Source organism: Candidatus Palauibacter sp. (assembly GCF_965197445.1).
Classification (GTDB): Bacteria; Gemmatimonadota; Gemmatimonadetes; order Palauibacterales; family Palauibacteraceae; genus Palauibacter.
The window spans coordinates 152,776-171,353 of the sequence record NZ_CBDANE010000005.1; the positions used below are offsets into that span (position 1 = coordinate 152,776).

General features: G+C 65.0%; 20 protein-coding genes and 1 pseudogene. 9 read left to right on the forward strand and 12 right to left on the reverse strand.

Annotated features, from left to right (window positions below; genetic code table 11):
• Positions 1–29 precede the first annotated feature (29 nt).
• Both ACN9M6_RS07975 and ACN9M6_RS07980 read right to left on the reverse strand, forming a co-directional pair.
• A complete protein-coding gene (locus ACN9M6_RS07975; protein ID WP_419162398.1) occupies positions 30–782 on the reverse strand; it encodes an rRNA adenine N(6)-methyltransferase family protein in 753 nt (250 codons plus the stop codon).
• 502 nt (positions 783–1,284) lie between these two features.
• Complete coding sequence (locus ACN9M6_RS07980; RefSeq protein ID WP_419162399.1) at positions 1,285–1,620, reverse strand: hypothetical protein; 336 nt, start codon at positions 1,618–1,620, stop codon at positions 1,285–1,287.
• Positions 1,621–3,398: 1,778 nt separating this feature from the next.
• Between ACN9M6_RS07980 and ACN9M6_RS07985 the strand changes: the two are divergent.
• The 3 genes and pseudogenes from ACN9M6_RS07985 to ACN9M6_RS07995 all read left to right on the forward strand — a co-directional run.
• Positions 3,399–3,623: pseudogene (locus ACN9M6_RS07985) on the forward strand (type II toxin-antitoxin system RelE/ParE family toxin); the annotation flags it as partial.
• A 27-nt stretch (positions 3,624–3,650) separates the two neighbouring features.
• A complete protein-coding gene (locus ACN9M6_RS07990) occupies positions 3,651–3,941 on the forward strand; it encodes a HigA family addiction module antitoxin (RefSeq protein ID WP_419163729.1) in 291 nt (96 codons plus the stop codon).
• 265 nt (positions 3,942–4,206) lie between these two features.
• Complete coding sequence (locus tag ACN9M6_RS07995; RefSeq protein WP_419162400.1) at positions 4,207–4,443, forward strand: VOC family protein; 237 nt, start codon at positions 4,207–4,209, stop codon at positions 4,441–4,443.
• Between the two features lie 10 nt (positions 4,444–4,453).
• Here ACN9M6_RS07995 and erm read toward each other — a convergent pair whose 3' ends face one another.
• Positions 4,454–5,245 (reverse strand): 23S ribosomal RNA methyltransferase Erm, encoded by a 792-nt coding sequence (erm, locus tag ACN9M6_RS08000; RefSeq protein WP_419162401.1) that lies wholly within the window; start codon positions 5,243–5,245, stop codon positions 4,454–4,456.
• 207 nt (positions 5,246–5,452) lie between these two features.
• On the opposite strand from erm, the gene ACN9M6_RS08005 reads away from it, so the two are divergent.
• From ACN9M6_RS08005 to ACN9M6_RS08025, 5 genes are all read left to right on the forward strand, one after another.
• Positions 5,453–5,710 carry a hypothetical protein gene (locus tag ACN9M6_RS08005; RefSeq protein WP_419162402.1) on the forward strand — a complete coding sequence of 86 codons (258 nt, stop codon included), beginning with the start codon at positions 5,453–5,455 and terminating at the stop codon, positions 5,708–5,710.
• Positions 5,711–5,893: 183 nt separating this feature from the next.
• A complete protein-coding gene (locus ACN9M6_RS08010; RefSeq protein WP_419162403.1) occupies positions 5,894–6,460 on the forward strand; it encodes a class I SAM-dependent methyltransferase in 567 nt (188 codons plus the stop codon).
• 98 nt (positions 6,461–6,558) lie between these two features.
• Entirely contained in the window at positions 6,559–7,149 is a 591-nt protein-coding gene (locus ACN9M6_RS08015; RefSeq protein ID WP_419162404.1) for a hypothetical protein, read from the forward strand.
• Positions 7,150–7,315: 166 nt separating this feature from the next.
• Positions 7,316–8,032: an ATP-binding cassette domain-containing protein gene (locus tag ACN9M6_RS08020; protein ID WP_419162405.1), complete on the forward strand. Its 717-nt coding sequence runs from the start codon at positions 7,316–7,318 to the stop codon at positions 8,030–8,032.
• On the forward strand, positions 8,029–8,871 hold the full coding sequence (locus ACN9M6_RS08025) for a hypothetical protein (protein WP_419162406.1): 843 nt from the start codon (positions 8,029–8,031) through the stop codon (positions 8,869–8,871). Before ACN9M6_RS08020 ends, ACN9M6_RS08025 begins: the two co-directional genes overlap by 4 nt.
• Before the next feature lie 193 nt (positions 8,872–9,064).
• On the opposite strand, the gene ACN9M6_RS08030 is transcribed toward ACN9M6_RS08025, so the two are convergent.
• The 3 genes from ACN9M6_RS08030 to ACN9M6_RS08040 form a co-directional block, all read right to left on the reverse strand.
• Positions 9,065–9,349, reverse strand: coding sequence for a hypothetical protein (locus ACN9M6_RS08030; protein ID WP_419162407.1), 285 nt, complete (start codon positions 9,347–9,349; stop codon positions 9,065–9,067).
• Positions 9,350–9,414: 65 nt separating this feature from the next.
• Positions 9,415–10,089: a DUF4328 domain-containing protein gene (locus ACN9M6_RS08035; protein WP_419162408.1), complete on the reverse strand. Its 675-nt coding sequence runs from the start codon at positions 10,087–10,089 to the stop codon at positions 9,415–9,417.
• 59 nt (positions 10,090–10,148) lie between these two features.
• On the reverse strand, positions 10,149–10,937 hold the full coding sequence (locus ACN9M6_RS08040) for an SDR family NAD(P)-dependent oxidoreductase (RefSeq protein WP_419162409.1): 789 nt from the start codon (positions 10,935–10,937) through the stop codon (positions 10,149–10,151).
• A 55-nt stretch (positions 10,938–10,992) separates the two neighbouring features.
• Here ACN9M6_RS08040 and ACN9M6_RS08045 point away from each other — a divergent pair, with 55 nt between their 5' ends.
• Positions 10,993–12,285, forward strand: coding sequence for an acetylornithine deacetylase/succinyl-diaminopimelate desuccinylase family protein (locus ACN9M6_RS08045; protein ID WP_419162410.1), 1,293 nt, complete (start codon positions 10,993–10,995; stop codon positions 12,283–12,285).
• Here the strand turns inward: ACN9M6_RS08045 and ACN9M6_RS08050 are convergent.
• The 6 genes from ACN9M6_RS08050 to ACN9M6_RS08075 are packed head-to-tail and all read right to left on the reverse strand — an operon-like array spanning position 12,282 to position 18,466.
• The gene (locus ACN9M6_RS08050; protein WP_419162411.1) at positions 12,282–13,250 is read right to left on the reverse strand and encodes a DUF3667 domain-containing protein; all 969 of its coding nucleotides are present in this window, start codon (positions 13,248–13,250) and stop codon (positions 12,282–12,284) included. The two genes, ACN9M6_RS08045 and ACN9M6_RS08050, sit on opposite strands and share 4 nt — an antisense overlap.
• 11 nt (positions 13,251–13,261) lie before the next feature.
• Complete coding sequence (locus tag ACN9M6_RS08055; RefSeq protein ID WP_419162412.1) at positions 13,262–13,684, reverse strand: type II toxin-antitoxin system VapC family toxin; 423 nt, start codon at positions 13,682–13,684, stop codon at positions 13,262–13,264.
• A complete protein-coding gene (locus ACN9M6_RS08060) occupies positions 13,681–13,956 on the reverse strand; it encodes a hypothetical protein (protein WP_419162413.1) in 276 nt (91 codons plus the stop codon). The genes ACN9M6_RS08055 and ACN9M6_RS08060 overlap by 4 nt, the downstream gene beginning before the upstream one ends.
• A gap of 24 nt (positions 13,957–13,980) precedes the next feature.
• The gene (locus ACN9M6_RS08065; RefSeq protein ID WP_419162414.1) at positions 13,981–16,836 is read right to left on the reverse strand and encodes a prolyl oligopeptidase family serine peptidase; all 2,856 of its coding nucleotides are present in this window, start codon (positions 16,834–16,836) and stop codon (positions 13,981–13,983) included.
• Positions 16,833–17,687: a nucleotidyl transferase AbiEii/AbiGii toxin family protein gene (locus ACN9M6_RS08070; RefSeq protein WP_419162415.1), complete on the reverse strand. Its 855-nt coding sequence runs from the start codon at positions 17,685–17,687 to the stop codon at positions 16,833–16,835. Before ACN9M6_RS08070 ends, ACN9M6_RS08065 begins: the two co-directional genes overlap by 4 nt.
• Positions 17,684–18,466 (reverse strand): type IV toxin-antitoxin system AbiEi family antitoxin, encoded by a 783-nt coding sequence (locus ACN9M6_RS08075; protein ID WP_419162416.1) that lies wholly within the window; start codon positions 18,464–18,466, stop codon positions 17,684–17,686. The genes ACN9M6_RS08070 and ACN9M6_RS08075 overlap by 4 nt, the downstream gene beginning before the upstream one ends.
• Between the last annotated feature and the right edge of the window lie 112 nt (positions 18,467–18,578).

Genomic DNA, 18,578 nt, shown 5'->3' on the forward strand with positions numbered 1-18,578 from the left:
GACCGCGTTCGGCCGACTTGAACGAGTTCTTAGACGGGAGTTAGCCGCCTTGGAATCGGTCCACAAGCAGTCTGGTCGACGCCGGGAGGGGGATCGAAGTCGGTACGGCAAAAGCGCCGCACGATCTCGATCTGCCACCACGGCTTGAGCAGCAGCGAGGACAGGGTCTCCCGGGAACAGGGACTGCCGGCAAACCGTTCGGCCGCTTCACGCTGGATCACGAGCCAGGCGTCCTGCGGCGGAGAACCTGCCTGGACAAGCCGCCGGACGATGGCGGCAGTCCGATTGAACGGAATGTTCCCCAGGACCTTGTAGGGGACATCGGGCAGCCGAAAACGCAGGAAGTCGGACCTGACGATCGTGACACGGTCGTCACTCGGGAAGCGCGTGCGAAGCGCCTCGGACAGCGCGCCGTCGAACTCTACCGCGACGACCTCACGGCATCGACGTGCCAGTTCTCGAGTGAGAATGCCACGGCCCGGCCCGATCTCGACGACCAGATCGCTTCGTTTGACGGGAGCCTGAGCGATCAGGCCAGCCGCAAGCGAACCCTCGGCTGGATGAAACCATGTGAAGTCTTCGCCAGGACTAAGGAGGTGAAGACCGCAGCCTGACGCGCTGACCTCGGCGAGGCCGGGTGTCAGGTGATTACCGTTCTTGTACGCCCCGGCTTCGCCCGGAACCGGTGGACGACTCCGCCCGGAACCGGTGGACGCCTTGGCTCGGAATCGATGGACGACTTCGTCGGAATAGGCATATACGCCTTTAATTCCATGTCCCATCTACATGCAATAAGACCCCTGGCAACACCATGTGCTGACTCTTCACGGAGTTGCATCGAGAACATCATCTATCCCCCTCCAACGAATTCACAGGTGGCGTTGTCCAATATCCCAGGTTCTGCTGAACATCCAGACCGTCTACGTACACACTTGCTGTATTGCAGATCGGTGCCTCATGGCCATTCGGGTAAACACGGACAGAATCCCCGTTGGTCCACGCCTTGATCTCCGATGGCGCATGCTCACCCAACTTCACGTCCAGCACAGCGATTGCGGATGACTCGAAGTCCTCGCGAGGTGGACCTGCTGGGGCGTGAGCAGGCCGATGCCGCCGTGCCGGTGTTCGGTGTTGTAACTGGAAGAACTCCCGGCAGAAGTCCTTCGCCTCCTCGATGCAACCGAACCGGCCGCCGGGTGGTACTTGACGGTCTTGAAGTGGCCTCCGAGTAGGGGTTGTCGTTCGACTGCGTGTCGGCCAGGAGCTGCGCCGTGCACTTGGCCGTCATCCCCTGTCCGAGTGCAGCGTGAGCACCCGGGGATTGAGACACGTCTCGCCAACCAGGTGTCCGGAGGCCGGCGGTCTCGCGCTCCGCCACCAGCCATCCGGTGGCGTAGCGGCTGAAGATGTCCGAATGACGTAGAGATAGAAGTACCGCCACTTCTCCGGCCCGAGGAGCCGCGTGTCCCAGGGACCACACTCGTCGATCTCGGGCTTCGGGTGGTTCGGGTGGCTGCGCTGGGCCCGGCGCTCCCGGACCGCCCGGTTCTCGGCCAGGACGCGGTACATCGTCCGCTCCGAACACAGATGGACGCCCTCGTCCAGCAGCGTCGCGTACACTTCCGGGAGCGCGGTCCGCGAAGCGCGGCGAGCACAGCACGCCGAAGACCTCCGTGCGCTCCGCTTCGCCCAGGGCCCGGGCGGGAGACGGTAGAACGTGGCGCGCGCGACCCCGAGGGTCGCACGCCGCGCGTACGTGCCCGGCCAGATCCCCGGCCGCGCAAGAGCGCTTCCCGTCCCCGGGGCTCACGCCCAGCAGCCCCGCAACTTTTCCCTGGACATCGATGATGATGCGCGCCTTGCGGAGTCGCGCATCTCCTGCCTCGGGCCGCGCTTCTTCGCCAGCCCCCTGAGCGACCCCTCCCGCGCCGCCTTCCGCCACGACGACAGGTGCGAACTGTACAGCCCCTCGCGCCGAAGCAACTCTCCGATCTCGCCCGGCGTCGGCAGGCGTCCGCCTGCTCCACGATCGAAAGCTTGTATGCCGCCGTGAAACGCCGCCGCGTCGCCTTCGCCGACACCTCCGGATCCGGCCCCGCTGCCGCGCTTCGCTTGCCCTCCCCCGAAGGGAGGGGCGTTCCGTTCAACTTCATTCCTTTTCCTCGTTCCATCCTTCATCTCCCTGCCTCGCCCTACTCTAATCTCTTTCTCCCTTCGTGTCTCGCGCGTTGGCAGAGAGGGCATCGATGTGAATCGTCACTCCGGGCAGTCAGATTGGAGCCGATGAGCTTCTGGTTCGGCGGCGTCAGTACCTCGCCAACGTAGACTGTCGAGTCCATCTCGACATCCGTCACCCAGAGCCCAATCCATCGCGAACGCTCCGGCGAGACACTCGGTCCCGTAGCAATCCTGAATCGGTATTCCTTCCCTACCTCCCACTCGTAACTGTGCTGAATCTGACCGCAAGAATGACACCCGAAATACGAGTGTCTCGTATCCCTGTTGATCCTGCCGTTTCTCGTTCGCCAGTCCTGTGCATGCTGAATCACTAGATGGATCCCCCGTCCCAGACCCCGATGACCTCCAATCGTCCCATCAGTCTGAAACCCGGCAAATCCAGGCAACCTCCGAGGTCCCACAGCGAACTGCATCGAGTAGTCGTGGCGCTGACGCTTCTCATGCAGACTCGCTGGCGGAGCTACCACAGGTCGAAACGTCCACTCCAGGTTCTCGTGATACCCGCCGCGAAAGGCATAAGTCGTGTACACGTTCGACGGACCTCCCGTCGTCGCAGGTGGTCCTAGAGGCGGTGGTGGAGGCGGAGGCGGAATAATCGGAGGTAGTGGTGGTGGCGGAGGTGGCAACGGCCCCTCCGAAACCACCATCTCATCTCCACATGCTCCCATGAAAGCCAGCAGTGGTATTAGCAGCTTCCTCATATCTCCATACCGCCTAACTAACTGTCCGTATCGTGATCTCCGAGACTTGGACGCCCGGCCTCCGGGCTCTTGCCCAAGAACTGCTCCAGATCCCGGATTCGGAGTTCGGACCTCGCTCACCCTCCTCTGCTCGGCGAGAATCTACGGGGTCCGCTCCACGAAACGCCGCGCCAGAGCCCCATCGAGTTCGGGTGTACCCCGTCACCTTGATCATGTGCCCGGGCGTCTCTCACGCGAGAGGACAGATTCAGGTCTCGAGTCTGCTGAGTGCGGCGAGTTCGGGTGGCAGGCTTCCGCACAATTCATTCCCCGCCAGCAAGAGGCGTCACTCCCAACGGGGCCCACCTACTATGGGAATAGTAAATGCGAGTACGCAAGACTCATTGACGCGCTCGCCAAGGGAGTTCAGAGTCTGCTTAGAACGATGCCCTCGTGGTGATACGTTACACTTCCCACGCAATGATTCTTGGCTTTCGCCACCGAGGCCTCGAGCGTTTGTTCGAGAAGGGAGACCGGAGCCGGATTCCCCCGGACTTGATCGCCAAGGTCGAGGACATGAACCTGCCGGGTCTTCGGCTCCACCCGCTGAAAGGCGACCGCGCAGGATATTGGGCCGTGAAGGTCTCCGCCAACTGGCGCGTGGTCTTCCGCTTCGACGGGCGCGATGTCAGGGACGTGGACTTGACCGACTACCATTGGGAAACCCGCGACATGCCGATGAAGAACCCGCCGCATCCGGGCCTGTCCGTGCGCCATGATTGTCTGGAGCCCTTGGGGCTCACCGTGACGGAGGCGGCGCGGAGGCTGGGTGTCAGCCGAAAGCAGCTTTCCGAACTCGTCAACGGCCGTTCGGGCATCTCTCCCGAAATGGCGATCCGCCTGGACAAGGCGTTTGGAGGCGGGGCTGCAACCTGGTATCGCCTTCAGTCGGCCTACGACCTTGCGCAGGCCATGAAGAATGCCGGCCGGATCGACGTGGAGCGAATACCGACTCCCGTTTGATGCTCGATTCGGACGTTACGGCAACAGGACCAAAGCACCAGACGACACAAGCGGGCCGTCCTCCGTCTGGCGGAGACGGCTTCTCTCCGCGAAACTCCCGATGCAGCAGATCGTGCAGTCCATCATCGAGAGGACGTAGCGTGCAAAACGTTCAGGGATTCGGCGGGTTCTTCTTTCGGGCAAAGGACCCGAAAGGACTTGCGAAATGGTATCAGGATCACCTTGGCATCAATCCTGCTCCGACGAACATGGAGATGGCGCCTGGGTGACCGAGTCCGGGGTCACGGTTTTCTCACCCTTCGCTGCTGACACGGACTATTTCGCAGCGGACAAGACTTTCATGCTGAACTTCCGCGTGGCCGACCTGGACGCGATGATCACACAACTGAAGTCCGCGGATATCGAGGTCAGCCACGAAAGCGAGATGGAGGGTATCGGTCGCTTCGCCCGCATCCACGACCCCGAAGGAAACGCGATCGAGCTTTGGGAACCCGCGTCGTGAGATTCGGAGCTTACGATCGCGTCAGCCTCCGGAACCTGAACAATCCGAGCCACTGGTCGAAGGTGAGGCCGCGGAGTGGTCCGGAAGGATCGAACCTGAGATCTCGACTCAGCCGGTAGATTTGCGTTCGCGTGAATTCGGATCGCAGACACCACCTGATCGAGCGGCCGTCGCGACCGAAGCAACTCTGGATGAAGCGCCGGTAGTCCACGGCCTGGAATCGGTCCACAAGCGGTCTGGTTCGACGGGCGAGCCAGAGCGCGACGGCGTCGACGCTGGGAGGGGGATCGAAGTCGGTACGGCGAAAGCGCCGCACGATCTCGATCTGCCACCACGGCTTGAGCAGCAGCGAGGACAGGGTCTCCCGGGAACAGGGACCGCCGGCAAACCGTTCGGCCGCTTCACGCTGGATCACAAGCCAGGCGTCCTGCGGCGGAGAATCGGCCTCGACAAGCCGCCGGACGATGGCGGCGGTCCGGTTGAACGGAATGTTCCCCAGGACCTTGTAGGGGACATCGGGCAGCCGAAAACGCAGGAAGTCGGACCTGACGATCGTGACACGGTTGTCACTCAGGAAGCGCGTGCGGAGCGCCTCGGACAGCGCTCCGTCGAACTCTACCGCGACGACCTCACGGCATCGACGTGCCAGTTCTCGAGTGAGAATGCCACGGCCCGGCCCGATCTCGACGACCAGATCGCTTCGTTTGACGGGAGCCTGAGCGATCAGGCTAGCCGCAAGCGACCTGCTCCGGAGGAAGTGCTGCGAGAGGTCCGCACGCCTGGGTGTCCGATGCCTGGACACGACGAACCATCACGAACGTAGACATGGAGTCTCCTGCGCTGGACGAGCGAGATCGAAAGCCTTCGCATTACTACGTAGGCATCAGGCGTCTCACCCGCAACCGACTCCGGCGCGACTGATCAGCGTCCTCGCAGCCGAGTGGCGCGGCGAAGGTTCCCCGCTTACTGATTGGACCGAAACTCATGGGATTTATGCGGAGGGAGGGACATGCATCCTGACGCCCTCGATTCCCGGCTCGGGGCTGTTTGCGTGAACTTACAGCCCGTCGTTCGCCTCGTGCCCGGCGAGCCCCTTTGCGACGTCCTTGAGCGCATCGAGCGCCAAGACCCGGGCGCCGCGGCTGCGTGGCGCCGCAAGTACGGGAAGCCGGTCTCCTGGCTCCCCGAACGCGACGCCGGCGCCGTGAGTATCGAAATCGCCAGGGCCGTGAACGCCCGCGCCGACGCGCTCGCCCCTAGGCGGTAGCCGATCTGCGGGCACGAGAGTTGGAAAGCCGTCGTGAAACCACTCCAAGAAGTCTTCCGTTTGTAGTCTGACTCGCCCACCCTGTCGGAACCGACTGCGCAGGTGAGGTGGTCAGGACACTCGCGGAAGGAGGTCAAGGAGTGAACCGCTACGACGCATATGACCCCTTTGCGCGTATCTACGATGGGCACTGGGGGTTCTTCGCGACGAACGTGTGCCCGATCCTCGACCATCGCGAGGAAGAACGCTCCGGACGTGGAATTCGTCGTCCAGGACGCTCGGAGCATCGCCTTGCCTCGCAGCTTTTGGGCGGTTTTCTCGACCTTTGACAGCCTGAACCACGTGATGAGCCTGGGCGAACTGGAGCAGGTGTTTCAAGGTGTATTCGCCGTCCTGGAAGACGGCGGCTACTTCGTGTTCGACCTCAACATGGAAGAAGGTTACCGGTCCAGGTGGCGTGGTTCCTTCGCATATGTGGAGGGGGATCACGTCTGCGCGGGTCGATCTTCACATGATGCGAACGAGAGAATCGGAAGAGTCGATGTCACTCTGTTCGAACCGAAGGGTTCAGGATGGGAACGGACCGATTTCTCTCTGACTCAGCGCTGGTACGAAGAAAGTGAAATCAGGGAACGACTGCGAAGAGCCGGATTCGAAGAGTTGCAGTCTGTCGATGGGAACGAACCCATCGTAGAGGGCGGCGCGTCGCACGAAGGCAGGATGTTTTTCGTCGCGAGGAAGCCTTGGTGAGGTATCCGGGTGCCGAGGCCGCGGCCGGACCAAGGGAGGCGAACCGGCGCGCTGGGACACAACCGCGGCGATTGCTTGGCAGAGTCGTGCGGTGGGGTGTGACCGCTGTCCTGCTTGCGGTGTTTCCCTTCATCCTCCTCGTCCGCGGAGGCGTCTTCGCCTACCAGCAATGGGGGCTCGGGGCATGGCCCTCGCTGGCCGTCTCGGCGGCCGCCACCGTGCTACTCCTGGCGTTCTACGCGTGGGCGGCAAGCCGGCGCCTGGGGGCAGGCAAGCGGCTCCGGAAGTTCACGATTCGGGTCGCGGCTCTTGCCGCCGCCGCGTTCGTGCTCTACTCGCTGCTGGTCATCGCGGGCGGCAACGTGAAATCGGAAGAGGTGCGAGCCGAGTACCTGGGTCTTCATCCGCTGTTGCGGATGGCCGTATCGGTCTTCGTCCTGGCCGACGCCGACGCCGTGATCACCGATGCGGCTCGCACACCCGAATTCTACGCTCGCGCGGGGCTCCCATCCAACGAGTCTTCACTACACCTCCGCCAGGACGACGGATTCGTCCATGCGCTGGATCTTCGCACCATCAACCGGCCCGAATGGCGGAACCTCTTGGCCGAACTGGCGTTCCGGGCGATGGGCTTCCACACGCTCCGCCACGTGGGCACGGCCGACCATCTGCATGTGTCCCTGAGGTAGGCACGCCAGAATACCCGCTCAGTCGTACGGGTACCCCTCGTAGTGCCGTGCCAACTCGAGATCCGGCATCGAGGGGGTACTGGTCTGGTCACGCCGGGGCACATGATGGCATTTCAGCAATCGCTGAAAACGCCCTAAAGAGTGAAATAGATCAAGTGAGGAGGACATGACCATCGAAAGCGGACCGGCCGAACTGAGGCTTCGCACGTTGCGTGTCGGGTATCGCCGGGGGCAGTGGGTGCTGGGTGGACTCTCCCTCGACATCGTGCCCGGCGAGGTGCTCGCGGTGGTGGGACCCAACGGCTCGGGCAAGACGACCCTCTTCCGCACGCTTCTGGGGGTGCTGGCTCCGATTGACGGCGAGGCCACAGTGTCCGGCGCCGGCCCGGCGGACTACCGGCGCCGGCACGGTATCGGCTATCTGGCGGAAGACACGGTGCTCCCGCCGCGCTGGACATGCGACGAGCTGCTGGCGCTGGCGGCCGCCGCGGCCGGTCCCGAGGCCCATATCGAGCGCGCGTGTCGTCTGGCCGGGCTGGACTTCGACACCCGCGGTCTCGCCGACTCGCTATCCAAAGGGATGCGGCGCCGACTGGCGCTCGCCATGGCTCTGATGCGACCGACCGGGTTGCTCTTCCTGGACGAGCCCGAATCGGGACTGGATCCCGGGCAACGCATCCGCCTCCGCAGGCGGATCGAGGAGATTCGCGGCCGGACTACGATCCTGGTCGCCAGCCACGACCTCGGCGAACTGGCGATGATGAGCGACCGCGTGCTCCTGATCGACCAGGGGCGCGGGCGCGTCGTGCAGCAACCGGAAGGCGGGTTTACGCGCGAGTTCCTGGAGACGGAGTTCGTCGGGCTGGAAGGGGCGGTGTCATGAACATCATCAAGGTTTCCCTCCGGAACGCGGTGCGCCGCAAGTGGAAGTTTGCGCTGGTGGTGTTCCTGTTCGGCGCCGGGGTCGTCGTCCTCACGCACGCCTACGACGTGGCGGAAACCTTCGAACGTATACAGGCCGTGAGCCAGCAGATCGAAAGCGAAGGCGCCGAGCCGTCCGGCGAGCAGGTTGAAGCCATGGCGCGCGGCGCGGCAGCGTTCGCCCTCTTCAGCCTGTTGAACCTCGCCTTCGGCTTCGGCACGATTCTCTTCGCCTTCCTCATGCCGGGCGGGATCGTCGCGCACGACCGACGCAGCGGTGCGATCATGCTGTGGGCGCAACATCCGATGCCGCTGCGCTCCTTCTATCTGCAGCGATACGTCGGCATACAGGTCGCGACGTTCGCCGCGTTCGCAATCTTCGGTCTGACGGGCGCTGTCGCTGCCCTGCCGCCCGGGGCGGCGCCGACCACGGAACTGGGAGGGGTGGTGAACGTCTGCCTCACCGGTGTGCTCGCGTGCGCGATCAGCTTCGCCATCACCGCACTCGGCATCCGCCGTGCCGCGCTCATCGGGCTGCTGTACTATCTGCTCTCGGGGGCTGTGGCGGCGCTGCTCGGAAACCCCCTTTTAGAGACTTCGACAGCGGCGGAATCGGCCCGGGCTGTCCTGCCGTTCGTCATCTTTCCCGCTGGAGTAATAGACGATCTCGTCGCGGGTTTCGGGTCCGGCGCGGCCTGGGACTGGGGAGCGACGGGATTGGCCGTCTATCACTTCGTCCTGTGGACCGGTATCGCGTGGCTCGGACTCCGCAGGATCGAGAGGCGGCCGCTGAAGCTGTGACGCAGGGAGATCAGTGCCGCCAAGTCACGGTTGATCCAGGCTATGGTTTCGAGGATCTCCCGGTGGCTTCGGTTGAGCTTCCGGTCCCAAACGGCCTCATGGTGAGAGACGCGGTTACGCAGGTCACGGAGCGGATCCAAGGCGTGGAAAATCTGGCTGCGTGTGCGCTTGGGGCCCGCCGGTGCGCCCCTGCTCATATGGCGTCCTGCACAGGTTCATCCAGAAACTTCGCCGTCCCGAGCACAACGACCAGCGTCGGAATGACGATTCTCCCGGTGGCGACGATCGCGCGATTCCAGTCGGTGTTTCCCTGCGGCTGGACACACACCGCGTAAAGCAGGATGCCCGCGAATCCCTTGTCGTAGTGCCAGTACAGCGTGAAGTCGGCCGAGGAGGCTGACACGAACACGCGGTCCAGGACAAGAACGTTGTGGATCCCCGGTACCTGGTTGGTGGCCAGGGCTGCGGTGAGGATCACCGCGACGCCCCACGCCAGGGTACGGGAGGGCGTACATGAAGTCGATCGCAATGTTTGACCCTTGGTCAAGCCTCGCTTCGGCGCCGGTAGTGTGCCGCCTGCATCCGGCTGACTGCTCCGACGATGGCCAGGAGAACGAGAGCCAGTGGAATTTCCAAAACCCAATCGACCAGCTCTGTGGCCACCTCCACGGTCTCCGTGCCCGCCTCGTCCAGATTGCGATTCGCCACCCAACCCACGATCTCCAAAGCTCCCCCGAACCGCACAATCCACAGACCCCACCACCAGCGCAGCAGGGTTGATACCGGTACCGCGCGCCAGTCGGAAGGGCTCACGGAGGCACGCCAGATCTCTCTCATCGCCTGGTACGGTTTCCAGAACCACGCGATCGGTACGAAATACCACCCGACCGCCCAACCCGGCGTGAAGTGCATGTCGGCCGCGCCCAACTGCCTGGCATTGTGATTAGCGCGATAGATCCAGGTGAGCACGAGGATCGCGGTGGTGAGCCCGATCGCGATTTCTGCGAAGCGCCAGACGATCGCGCCTGGCGTCAGGCCTTCCTGCGATCCCTCACCTCCGCCCATCTGCAGGCCGCCGGCAACCTCCCATGCCGACACGAGCGCCAGCGCGATGCCTGCGTAGAGAAAGACCCGTGTCCACTTCGTGAGCGTGGTCGGGTCGCGGAAGCCGGAGTGCGAGCTTGTCTCTTCGCCGGTCGCCGGCTTGGCGTCTTCCATGTTCTTTCTCCCGGAAGAAGGTTACGCGCGGTCGAATACCGGCGATCGGGCGATCGAGGTCAGCCTGAAGGCGGCGTGTACCTCCCGTCGATGGCGGTCCAGCCGCCGTCCGCGAACAGGACCGTCCCGGTCACGTAGCTGGCCGCGTCCGAGGCGAGGAACACCGTGGGGCCGGCCATCTCCCTGGCGCTTCCCCAACGGTTGAGGATGTTCCGCGCGGCGTAGGCACCGTACCAGTCCGGGTCGTCCTTGATCGGGATCGTGAGCGGCGTGTCGATCACGCCCGGCGCGACCGCGTTCACCCGCACCCCGTGGGGCCCCAGTTCGGCCGCGGCCACGCGCACCATCTGCACGATCCCCGCCTTGGTGGCCGCGTACATGCTCTGGCCCGGCTCGACCACGACTGACCGGATCGAACTGAAGAGGATGACGGACCCCGATCCCTGCGCGCTCATGATCCGTCCCGCCGCCTGGAGGACGTGCGCGCCGCCCTTGAGGTTCAGGCCCAGAACGCGGTCGATCTCCTCGTCCGTGTAGTCGAGGAGAGGCTTGCGCACGTTGACTCCGGGCGTGCAGACCACGATGTCGAGGGATCCGCGAGCGGTGGTGATGTCCTCGAACGCGCCGGTGACGGCCGCGCCGTCCAGGATGTCCAGGCGGGCGGAGTCGGCCTCGCCCCCCACCGCGCGGATGGTCGCCGCGGTGCGGGTCGCGGCGTCCGCATCGATGTCGAGGCAGGACACGTGCGCGCCCGCCTCCGCACACCCGATCGCGACAGCTTCGCCGATGCCGGAGCCGCCTCCGACGACCGCGGCGGTGCGTCCCTCCAGGCTGAACATCGTGGTCATGGGGAGTCTTTGGCAGGGTTTCGTGTGGTGTAGGGGCGGGGCACAATGTAACGGCATGCACCACGTAAACCCATCTGCCAGCATCCGCCGGGAGGACCGCGTCCTCGCCGAAGTGGAGGCGGCAAGCGACGAGATCGTGGCCTTCACGGCGGAGATGATCCGGATCCCCACGGTGAATCCCCCGGGAGAGTGCTACCGGGACTGCGCCGAGCTGATCGGTCGGCGGTTGGGAATGTCGGGCCTGGCAGTGGAGTACGTGGCGGCCGAGGGGCGCCCCGAGCACACTGCCGAATACCCCCGCGTGAATGTGGTGGGGCGGGGCCTGGCCGTTCCGGGACGCCCGCGGCTCCACCTGAACGGCCACTTCGACGTGGTCCCCCCGGGTGACGGGTGGACGGTCGACCCGTTTGCGGGCGTGGTGCGCGAAGGGCGCATCTACGGGAGGGGGGCGTCGGACATGAAATCCGGGATCGCCGCCGCAGTCTTCGCGCTCGAGGCGTTGCGACGGGCCGGAGTCGAACTCGATGGAGCCGTGGACATCAGTGCCACCGTCGACGAGGAGAGCGGCGGCTTCGCAGGGGTGGCGCACCTGTGCGAGGCCGGGATCATCTCGAGCGATGACACCAGTTACGCCATCATCCCCGAGCCGTTCGGACCCGCTCGCGTGTGCCTGGGGCACCGGGGCGTCTACTGGTTCGACGTCATCGCGCACGGCCACACGGCCCACGGCAGCATGAGCCACCTCGGCCGCAGCGCCATCGATGACATGGGCGCCCTGCTGGAAGCCTTCCGAACCAGACTCGCCCCCGAGCTTGCAACGCGTTTTTCCGCGCTGCCCGTCGTGCCGGAGCCCTCCCGGCGCCCCTCTCTGAACGTCAACGCGGTCACCGGCGGCCAGTCCGGCGCGGCAGGCCAGTCGCCCTGCGTGGCCGACCGCTGCGTGGCGACGTTCGACCGCCGCTTCATCCCCGAGGAGCCCTTCGACGAGGTCCGCGCCGAAATCGCGCGCCTGGTCGCGTCGGTGGAGGGCGACGACCCGGAACGTCGCTTCACGATCCAGGAGCGCATGGTGGTGCACCCGACGTCCGCGCCGTCCGGCTCGCCGCTCGTGGCCGCCCTGTCCCGTGCGGTGGAGACGGTACGCGGCCGTCCCCCGGAACTCGTGGCGAGTCCCGGCACCTACGACCAGAAGCACTTCGCCCGGATCGCCGGCATCGAGCACTGCGTGGCCTACGGCCCCGGCCCCCTCGAGGAGGCCCACCAGCCGGACGAGTCCTGCGCGGTCGACGACCTTGTGGCGAGCACGCAGGTGCTCGCGCTGGCGGCGCTCGAACTGATGTCGGGCTAGCCGGTCACGAACACGGAGATCACGAACGCGGGAATCAGCACCAGCGAGTAGAGCATGTACGCGCCGACGGACTTGGCCACCGTCAATATCCAGCCGTTCTCGTAGTAGCGCCTGAGGGCAATCACGAAATAGGGGTACGGGATCAGCAGGCAACCCACCCGGAGCCATTCCGCCGGCCCCGAATCGGGGAGCAGAAGCGCGACCGCATAGATGCAGAAGGTGAAGGTCTGGATGTGGATGGCGAAGACCAGATGCTCCACGTAGAAGCGCTTCTTCCGAAAATGGAGAGCCGCGAGCACCAGCCCGAGGAACGGAAGCAGGCAGAACATCGCGATCGGCATGTTCGCGATCAAACGCCGGGGGATGACCGAGGGATCGTGAAACATGTCGATCATCCCCAACAGTCCGAATCTCTCAATCCAGCTTCGCTCCTCGAAGTCCCCTGCCGAGGCTGCGAAGAGGACGGCCTGCCTCCCGAGATCGTCCTCCGAACGACCGAGAATGTCGTCGACCTTCCTCCGCTGCTCCGGGGGTAGTGCCGCCCTGAAAGCCGCGAGGCGCTCCTCCGTCGGGAGCGGGGTTGCCGCGTTTCCCCGGTCCTCCTCGGTCATGCCCATCACGACCGCTTCGCCGAGGTCCCCCACCAGCGACAGCAGGAGGAAGAACACGAAGCTGGCGAAGATGTAGAGCCTGACCGGTGACACGAAGCTCACCCGGCGATTGCGCGAGAACTCCCTGCTGAGGCTTCCGGGCCTGAAAAGGAGAAGCTTCAGCGTGCGAAAGAGCCTGGAATCCAGCTCGAACATCTCGCGCAGAAACTCGACAACCACGGAGCCGAGCGAACGCGCGTAGTACCGGTCGCTCTGCCCGCATTGAGAACAGAAGCTCTCCGGCCGCTCGCGTCCGCAGTTCGGGCATTCGCTCGTGGCGGCGGGCAATTTACTGTCGTGGCTGGACTCCGACATCGTTTTCTCTCCTACGCGTTCCGTTCGATCCAATCGGTGGGAGTGAAAGCCCCGGCCCGATCGATCAGCTCCCCATCCCACGACACGACCTCGGCACCCAGCCAATCGGCGAGGGCGGCGTAGAGAGCGTCCCCGGAGCGCAGTAAGTCTCGGGTGCCGACCTCGAGGGCCTGTCGGAGCATCGCCCGGTTCAATGAGTGCACGGTGACCAGCGGAGAGCCCAGCATTTGATCGGCCAGGCTCCGGCCGCGCTCGGCGTCGCGCAGCCTCCGGGCGAGCGCGCAGGCAATCTCCAGCTTCGCCAGCTCCGGGAGAGAAATCGGGAGCTCTCGTTCCGCTACCAGGGAGAGAAAGGCTCGGCTTGACTCGGACAATCCATCGGTTGCGTCTGCCGCCGAGACCCACACGCTGGCGTCAATGACCAGCGCCGTCACTCGGCTCCCAACCGGTTCCGGTCGGCGGCCAGCTCTTCCCTCGCCGAACGGCCCCCGGGCGCACGCTTGAGCGCTTCGTCGGCCGCATCCAGCCAGGAGCGCAGCCATGCTTTGGGGGCCTCACGGGTATCCGCACCTTCGTCCTCGCTCAGCCAGCGCCGATAGAGTTGCGTCGTGACTTCGCGAATCGTAAGGCCCCGCAGGGCTGCCTCCGACTTGATCTGCCGGTACAGGTCATCCGGGATATCGATGGTCGCCTTCATGGCGCCCATGATAGCTGTATTACCGTATACCCGTCAACGTGCGCCGCGCGGCTTCCCCGCCACCCGCTTCTTCTCCTCCTCCAGCGCGTCCAGCGCCACCCCGTCCGTGATCCACGCCGGCGCCGGCTCGCCCTTCAGGTAGTGCCCGAACCACTCCAGGATGCGCCGGTGGTAGTCCTTCTGGTTCGCCTCCTCGCGGAAACCGTGGTCCTCCCCTTCGTAGACGAGCAGCACCATCTGCTTCCCGGCGCGGCGGGCGAAGTTGAAGAACTCGGTCCCCTGATCCCAGTCCACCACGCCATCCTCGTCGCCGAAGGCCATCAGCAGCGGCGTCTCCATGTTGTGCACTTCGTGGACCGGCGAATTACGGCGATGCGCCTCCGGATCCTCCCAGAACGGCACCTCCATGCGAGCCTGGCCGGTCTCCCAGTGGCTCAGCTCGGCGATGCCCGGGTTCCAGTGCAGCGCGCCCATGAAGCTCACGAAGTCGGTGAGCGGCGCGCCCGCCACGGAAGCCGCGAAGATGTCGGTCCGCGTGGGCAGGAAGGTCGCCTGATAGCCGCCCCACGAGTGCCCGATCAGGCCGACCGCGTCCGGGTCCGTCACTCCCATCTCGACGGCCTTCGCCACCGCCGCCCGCACGGACTCCAGCGCGCTCACCCCCGGATCCCGCACCCGGTATACGATGTCGGGCAGCAGCACCGCGTATTCGTGCTGGGTCCAAGCCGTGTAGTTGTAGTAGTCCCGCTCGCTGGGGACCTCGAAGAGGTGCATCTGCGGGGAGAGGATCTCGTAGGTGTACACGATCGTGGGGACCGCGCTGCCTTCCTCGTAGTTCGGGGGAAGAAGGAGGACGAACTGAAGGTCGCGGCCCGATCCGCTCACGAAGTCGACCAGCTCCGCTCGGCCCCACGCCACCTCGTCGATGAAGGGGTTGATGCCGGTCACCTGGTCGGAGTCGGCGAGGTCGGGCCCCGCCACGAAGTAGTCCGGCGGGTCGTCGAAGCGCTCGGCGCGGTAGAAGAGCACGTCGGCGCTGTCGGCGCGTTCGAGGCCGCGCACGTAGGCATCTTCCAGGATCAGGGTCTCGGCCAGGTCCCGGTCCGGCGCCCCGGCCCAGCCGGTCGTGAAGCGGGCGTAGCCGCGCTCCTCCGTCTTCTCGTTGTAGAGGGACAGGTAGGGGCGCGAGTCGGGGTCGAGACCGGGTTCATCGTCGTCGTCCGTGACGCGGGTCATGCGGTGCGTGAGTCCCGTCTCCGCGCCGTGCGTCAGCCGCTCGCCGCCCGAGCCGTCCGGTGCGACGCGCCAGACGTCGTGCTCGTCGTAGAGCAGAACCGCGTTGTCGCCTTCCAGCCACCCGCCGGGACCGAAACCGTGCGGGGGCGTCACGTCGGTGGGCGTGTCGTAGTCCGTGTCGGCGAACTCGGCGGCCAACCCCGACGTCAGGTCATGCTTCGCGCCCGTGGCGATATGGAGGCTGTGGTAGGCGGAGCCGTCCCATGAGAGCAGCCAGTCGCCGCTCGCGCTTGGCCATTCGTAGCGCACGCGGGTCAGGAGCTGGCGGCGCTCGCCGGTGCCCGCGTCGACGGCCCGGACATCGTGGTACGGACGGCCGAACATCGCGCCCCACGGATAGGGCTCGCTGATGTCCTCCAGCGCGTACTCCCAGCCGTGCAGGAGTTGAGCGGCGCTCATCAGGTCGGACCCGAGGACGACCACCCGGTCGTCGTCCAGGTGCCAGACGGCCAGCAGCGATCGCGTGCTGTCGCGGTCCTCGGAGACCTGCTGCTCCGGGAAGAGGCGGACGTCCCCGGTGTGCCAGATCTGCAGGGCGGGGAGGTCGGGTTCGGAGTCGGAGGCCGGGGCGTCCGGGGCGCCCTGATCCGGTTCCGTCTCTACCTCCGGCTCGTCTTCCGTGCCGTCGCCGGGATCGTCGCCCTCTTCCTTCTCGATCGGCCGGAGCCCCAGAGAGATCATGCGGCCATCGTCCGACCAGGCGGGGGCGCGGTGATGGACCGCCTCGAGCGTGTCGGGGATACCGGCGGTGTTCGCACCGAGGACCGTCGTCTCGACGCGGCGGTCCAGGTCGCGCCATGCCAGAACGTCGTAGGCGCTGCCGTCGGCGGAAGCGGCATCCCTGGAGCGGAGGGCGGCCAGATCTGCGGAGTCATCGCGCCAGCGGAGGCTCCGGTAGGCGGAACCGGAAGCGTCGGCGGAACGCAGGATACCGGCAGCGGCATCGTACACCTGCACCCCGTTGCCCACATCGGTGCCCGTCGCGATGGCGAGCGCAAGCAGGGATCCGGCCGGGCTCCAGGCCATCTCGCTCACGTTGCCGAAGCTGGTTTGCGTCCCCGTTGCCAGCGTGACAATGCGGAGGTCGGCGCCCTTGCCCGAGGGCTCGTCCGGCGGGTAGCCGCGTAGCGCCATGAAACTGCCGGAGGCGTCGAAGCGCTGCTCGGAGACCGCGTCGAACTCATGGGTCTCTCCGGTCTGCAGATCCATCGCCGAAGCCTTCTCACGGATCGGCTCGTCGCTCTTCTCAAGCCGCTCCCGTTCCTCCGGCGGCAGACCGATGGTCCAGGCCAGCCAGCGGCCGTCGGGGGAGAACCGCGGCGCTGAGCCCCATGGGAAGATCCGGACGGAGTCCTCTTCGAGCTTGCGCACGCGGAGTTCCGACTTCTCGTCCACCCGGGTGACCACGTAACCGACCCACTCACCGAAGGGCGAGAACTCGACGACGCCGAGTCCTTCCCAGCGGCCGTAGTCGTCGGGGGTGACGAGGGGGCGGTCCTGGGGGGAGGCGGGGGAGGGGAGGACGAGCGCGAGACCGCCAAGGGCGGCCAGTGTGGCGAGCGTCGGGAAGCGGGAGGGGAGGGTTGAAGTCATAGGGCACTCTCCTGGGAATCGCTGGAATCAGGGAATGAAGCCGACCCCTTCCACGGGTCGCCCGGCACGAGGGCGACGAACCGGTCCCGAACGACGTTCATGGCTGTGCGGATGTCCCACAAGAGTCCAGGTCGGAGCAGGGGGTCCATGTCTTCGCGGAAGTCGTGCAGTGTCTGTTTACCGTGGAGATTCTCCTCGAACTGTGCCCGCGTGACGGAGTGGCCATTCTCCGTCATGTAACGAAGGAAGCACGTCAGCACGGTACGCGGGTCGACCGAACCCATCTCCGAGGCATACCAGAGATCGAAGAGATCGCGCCCCTTCTTGCGCTGGTAGAGCGCCCTGAGCTTGGTTCCGAGCAGTTCCTCGAGTGCGTAAGTGGTCACTTCTGCAGATCCGCCAAACCATGGACTGTCGACGAAAAACGCTACACTCCTGAGCCCGAGTTCGGAAAAGTGCTCTCGGGTGTTGATCTCAACCTTCAAGCGTAGTTTCAGCGGCGGCACATCTTCCGAAGCGAAACGGTACATCAGCTTGACCGCACCCTCCTTGAGAGTCCGTCGAGGTTCTCCCAACCACGGATCGAGCCGCGACCGCATCTGGTCAAGCGTATCCCCAATCGGCTCAGGGCGGACCTGAACGAGGTCGATGTCTTCCGAGTATCTTGGCGACGGCGTCAGGTGGAGCTTGTACAGTGCCGTGCCGCCGCGGAAGGCGAGCCTGTTTGCCAGATCGGGCACTCGAAACAGCTCGACCAGTGCTCGACTTATCACAAGATCCTGCTCAACCTGCGCGTCGATCACCCACGGCGCCTGGGCGCGCCAGCGTGTAATGTAGTCCCGAGGGATCATTCGTCCGGCTCGATGTCGATGTTCACGATGAGCTTCCAGGTTCCATTGCGGTCGGCCCCGGTGCGGCTGACGGCGCGGCGAAGGGGCGTAAAGCTTTGAGCGTGCGCGCTGACAAACGGACGCAGCGTTCGGGCAAGATCAATTTCCTCGATGCGTTCAAGGAGATATCCGAGGCGCTGCGACCAGCTCACCGGTGAGAGGTGTGCGGCCTCCACTAGACTCTCGGCCTCCATCTCGTCGACAAGATCGTGCAGGACCGCAAGAACGTTGCTTAACCCCCCCGCATGGTTCGGGTAGCCGACGAGTTCCAGCGCCGTCAGTTCCGGGGTGGAGTAGCGAGCCGTCCCGCGCGGTGTGTTGAACTCGCGCACAGGCATTCGGCGGAGATCACGACGTGCGACGAACTCGACGCGAACCTGCCCGCACTCGATGGAGGGGCGGTTCTTTCGCATCATGACCTTGTCGACTTGCGGACGCTGGTGGGCCGCGCCGTGTCTCTGAGCCGCGCTGAGCAGCGCAAAGTAGTAGGGCTCTCCGATCAGCCCCATCAGTTGCGGAATGAACTGCTCCGCCGGGAGACAGCCTCGGCTCCTGTATTCCGGCGGGATGATGATGTGAAAGCTCTGCACGGGTTCGGCGATCGCGCCTCGGGCCTTTAGTCGCCGCAACTGCGCTCGAACGGCGCCCGGACTACGTCCGGTAGCCTTGGCGACCTCATCGGTGGTGAAATGATAGTCTCCACGCGCCGCCAGGTTGGCGACATATTCCCGAGCAAACATGTTCCGACATCCTGCGGTGGTGATACGATTCTGCGGAAAAGTAATATATTATGTTACTTTTACCAAGAATCGTCATGGGACCGGGGTGCCGGCCCGCGTTTTGATCGGTCCG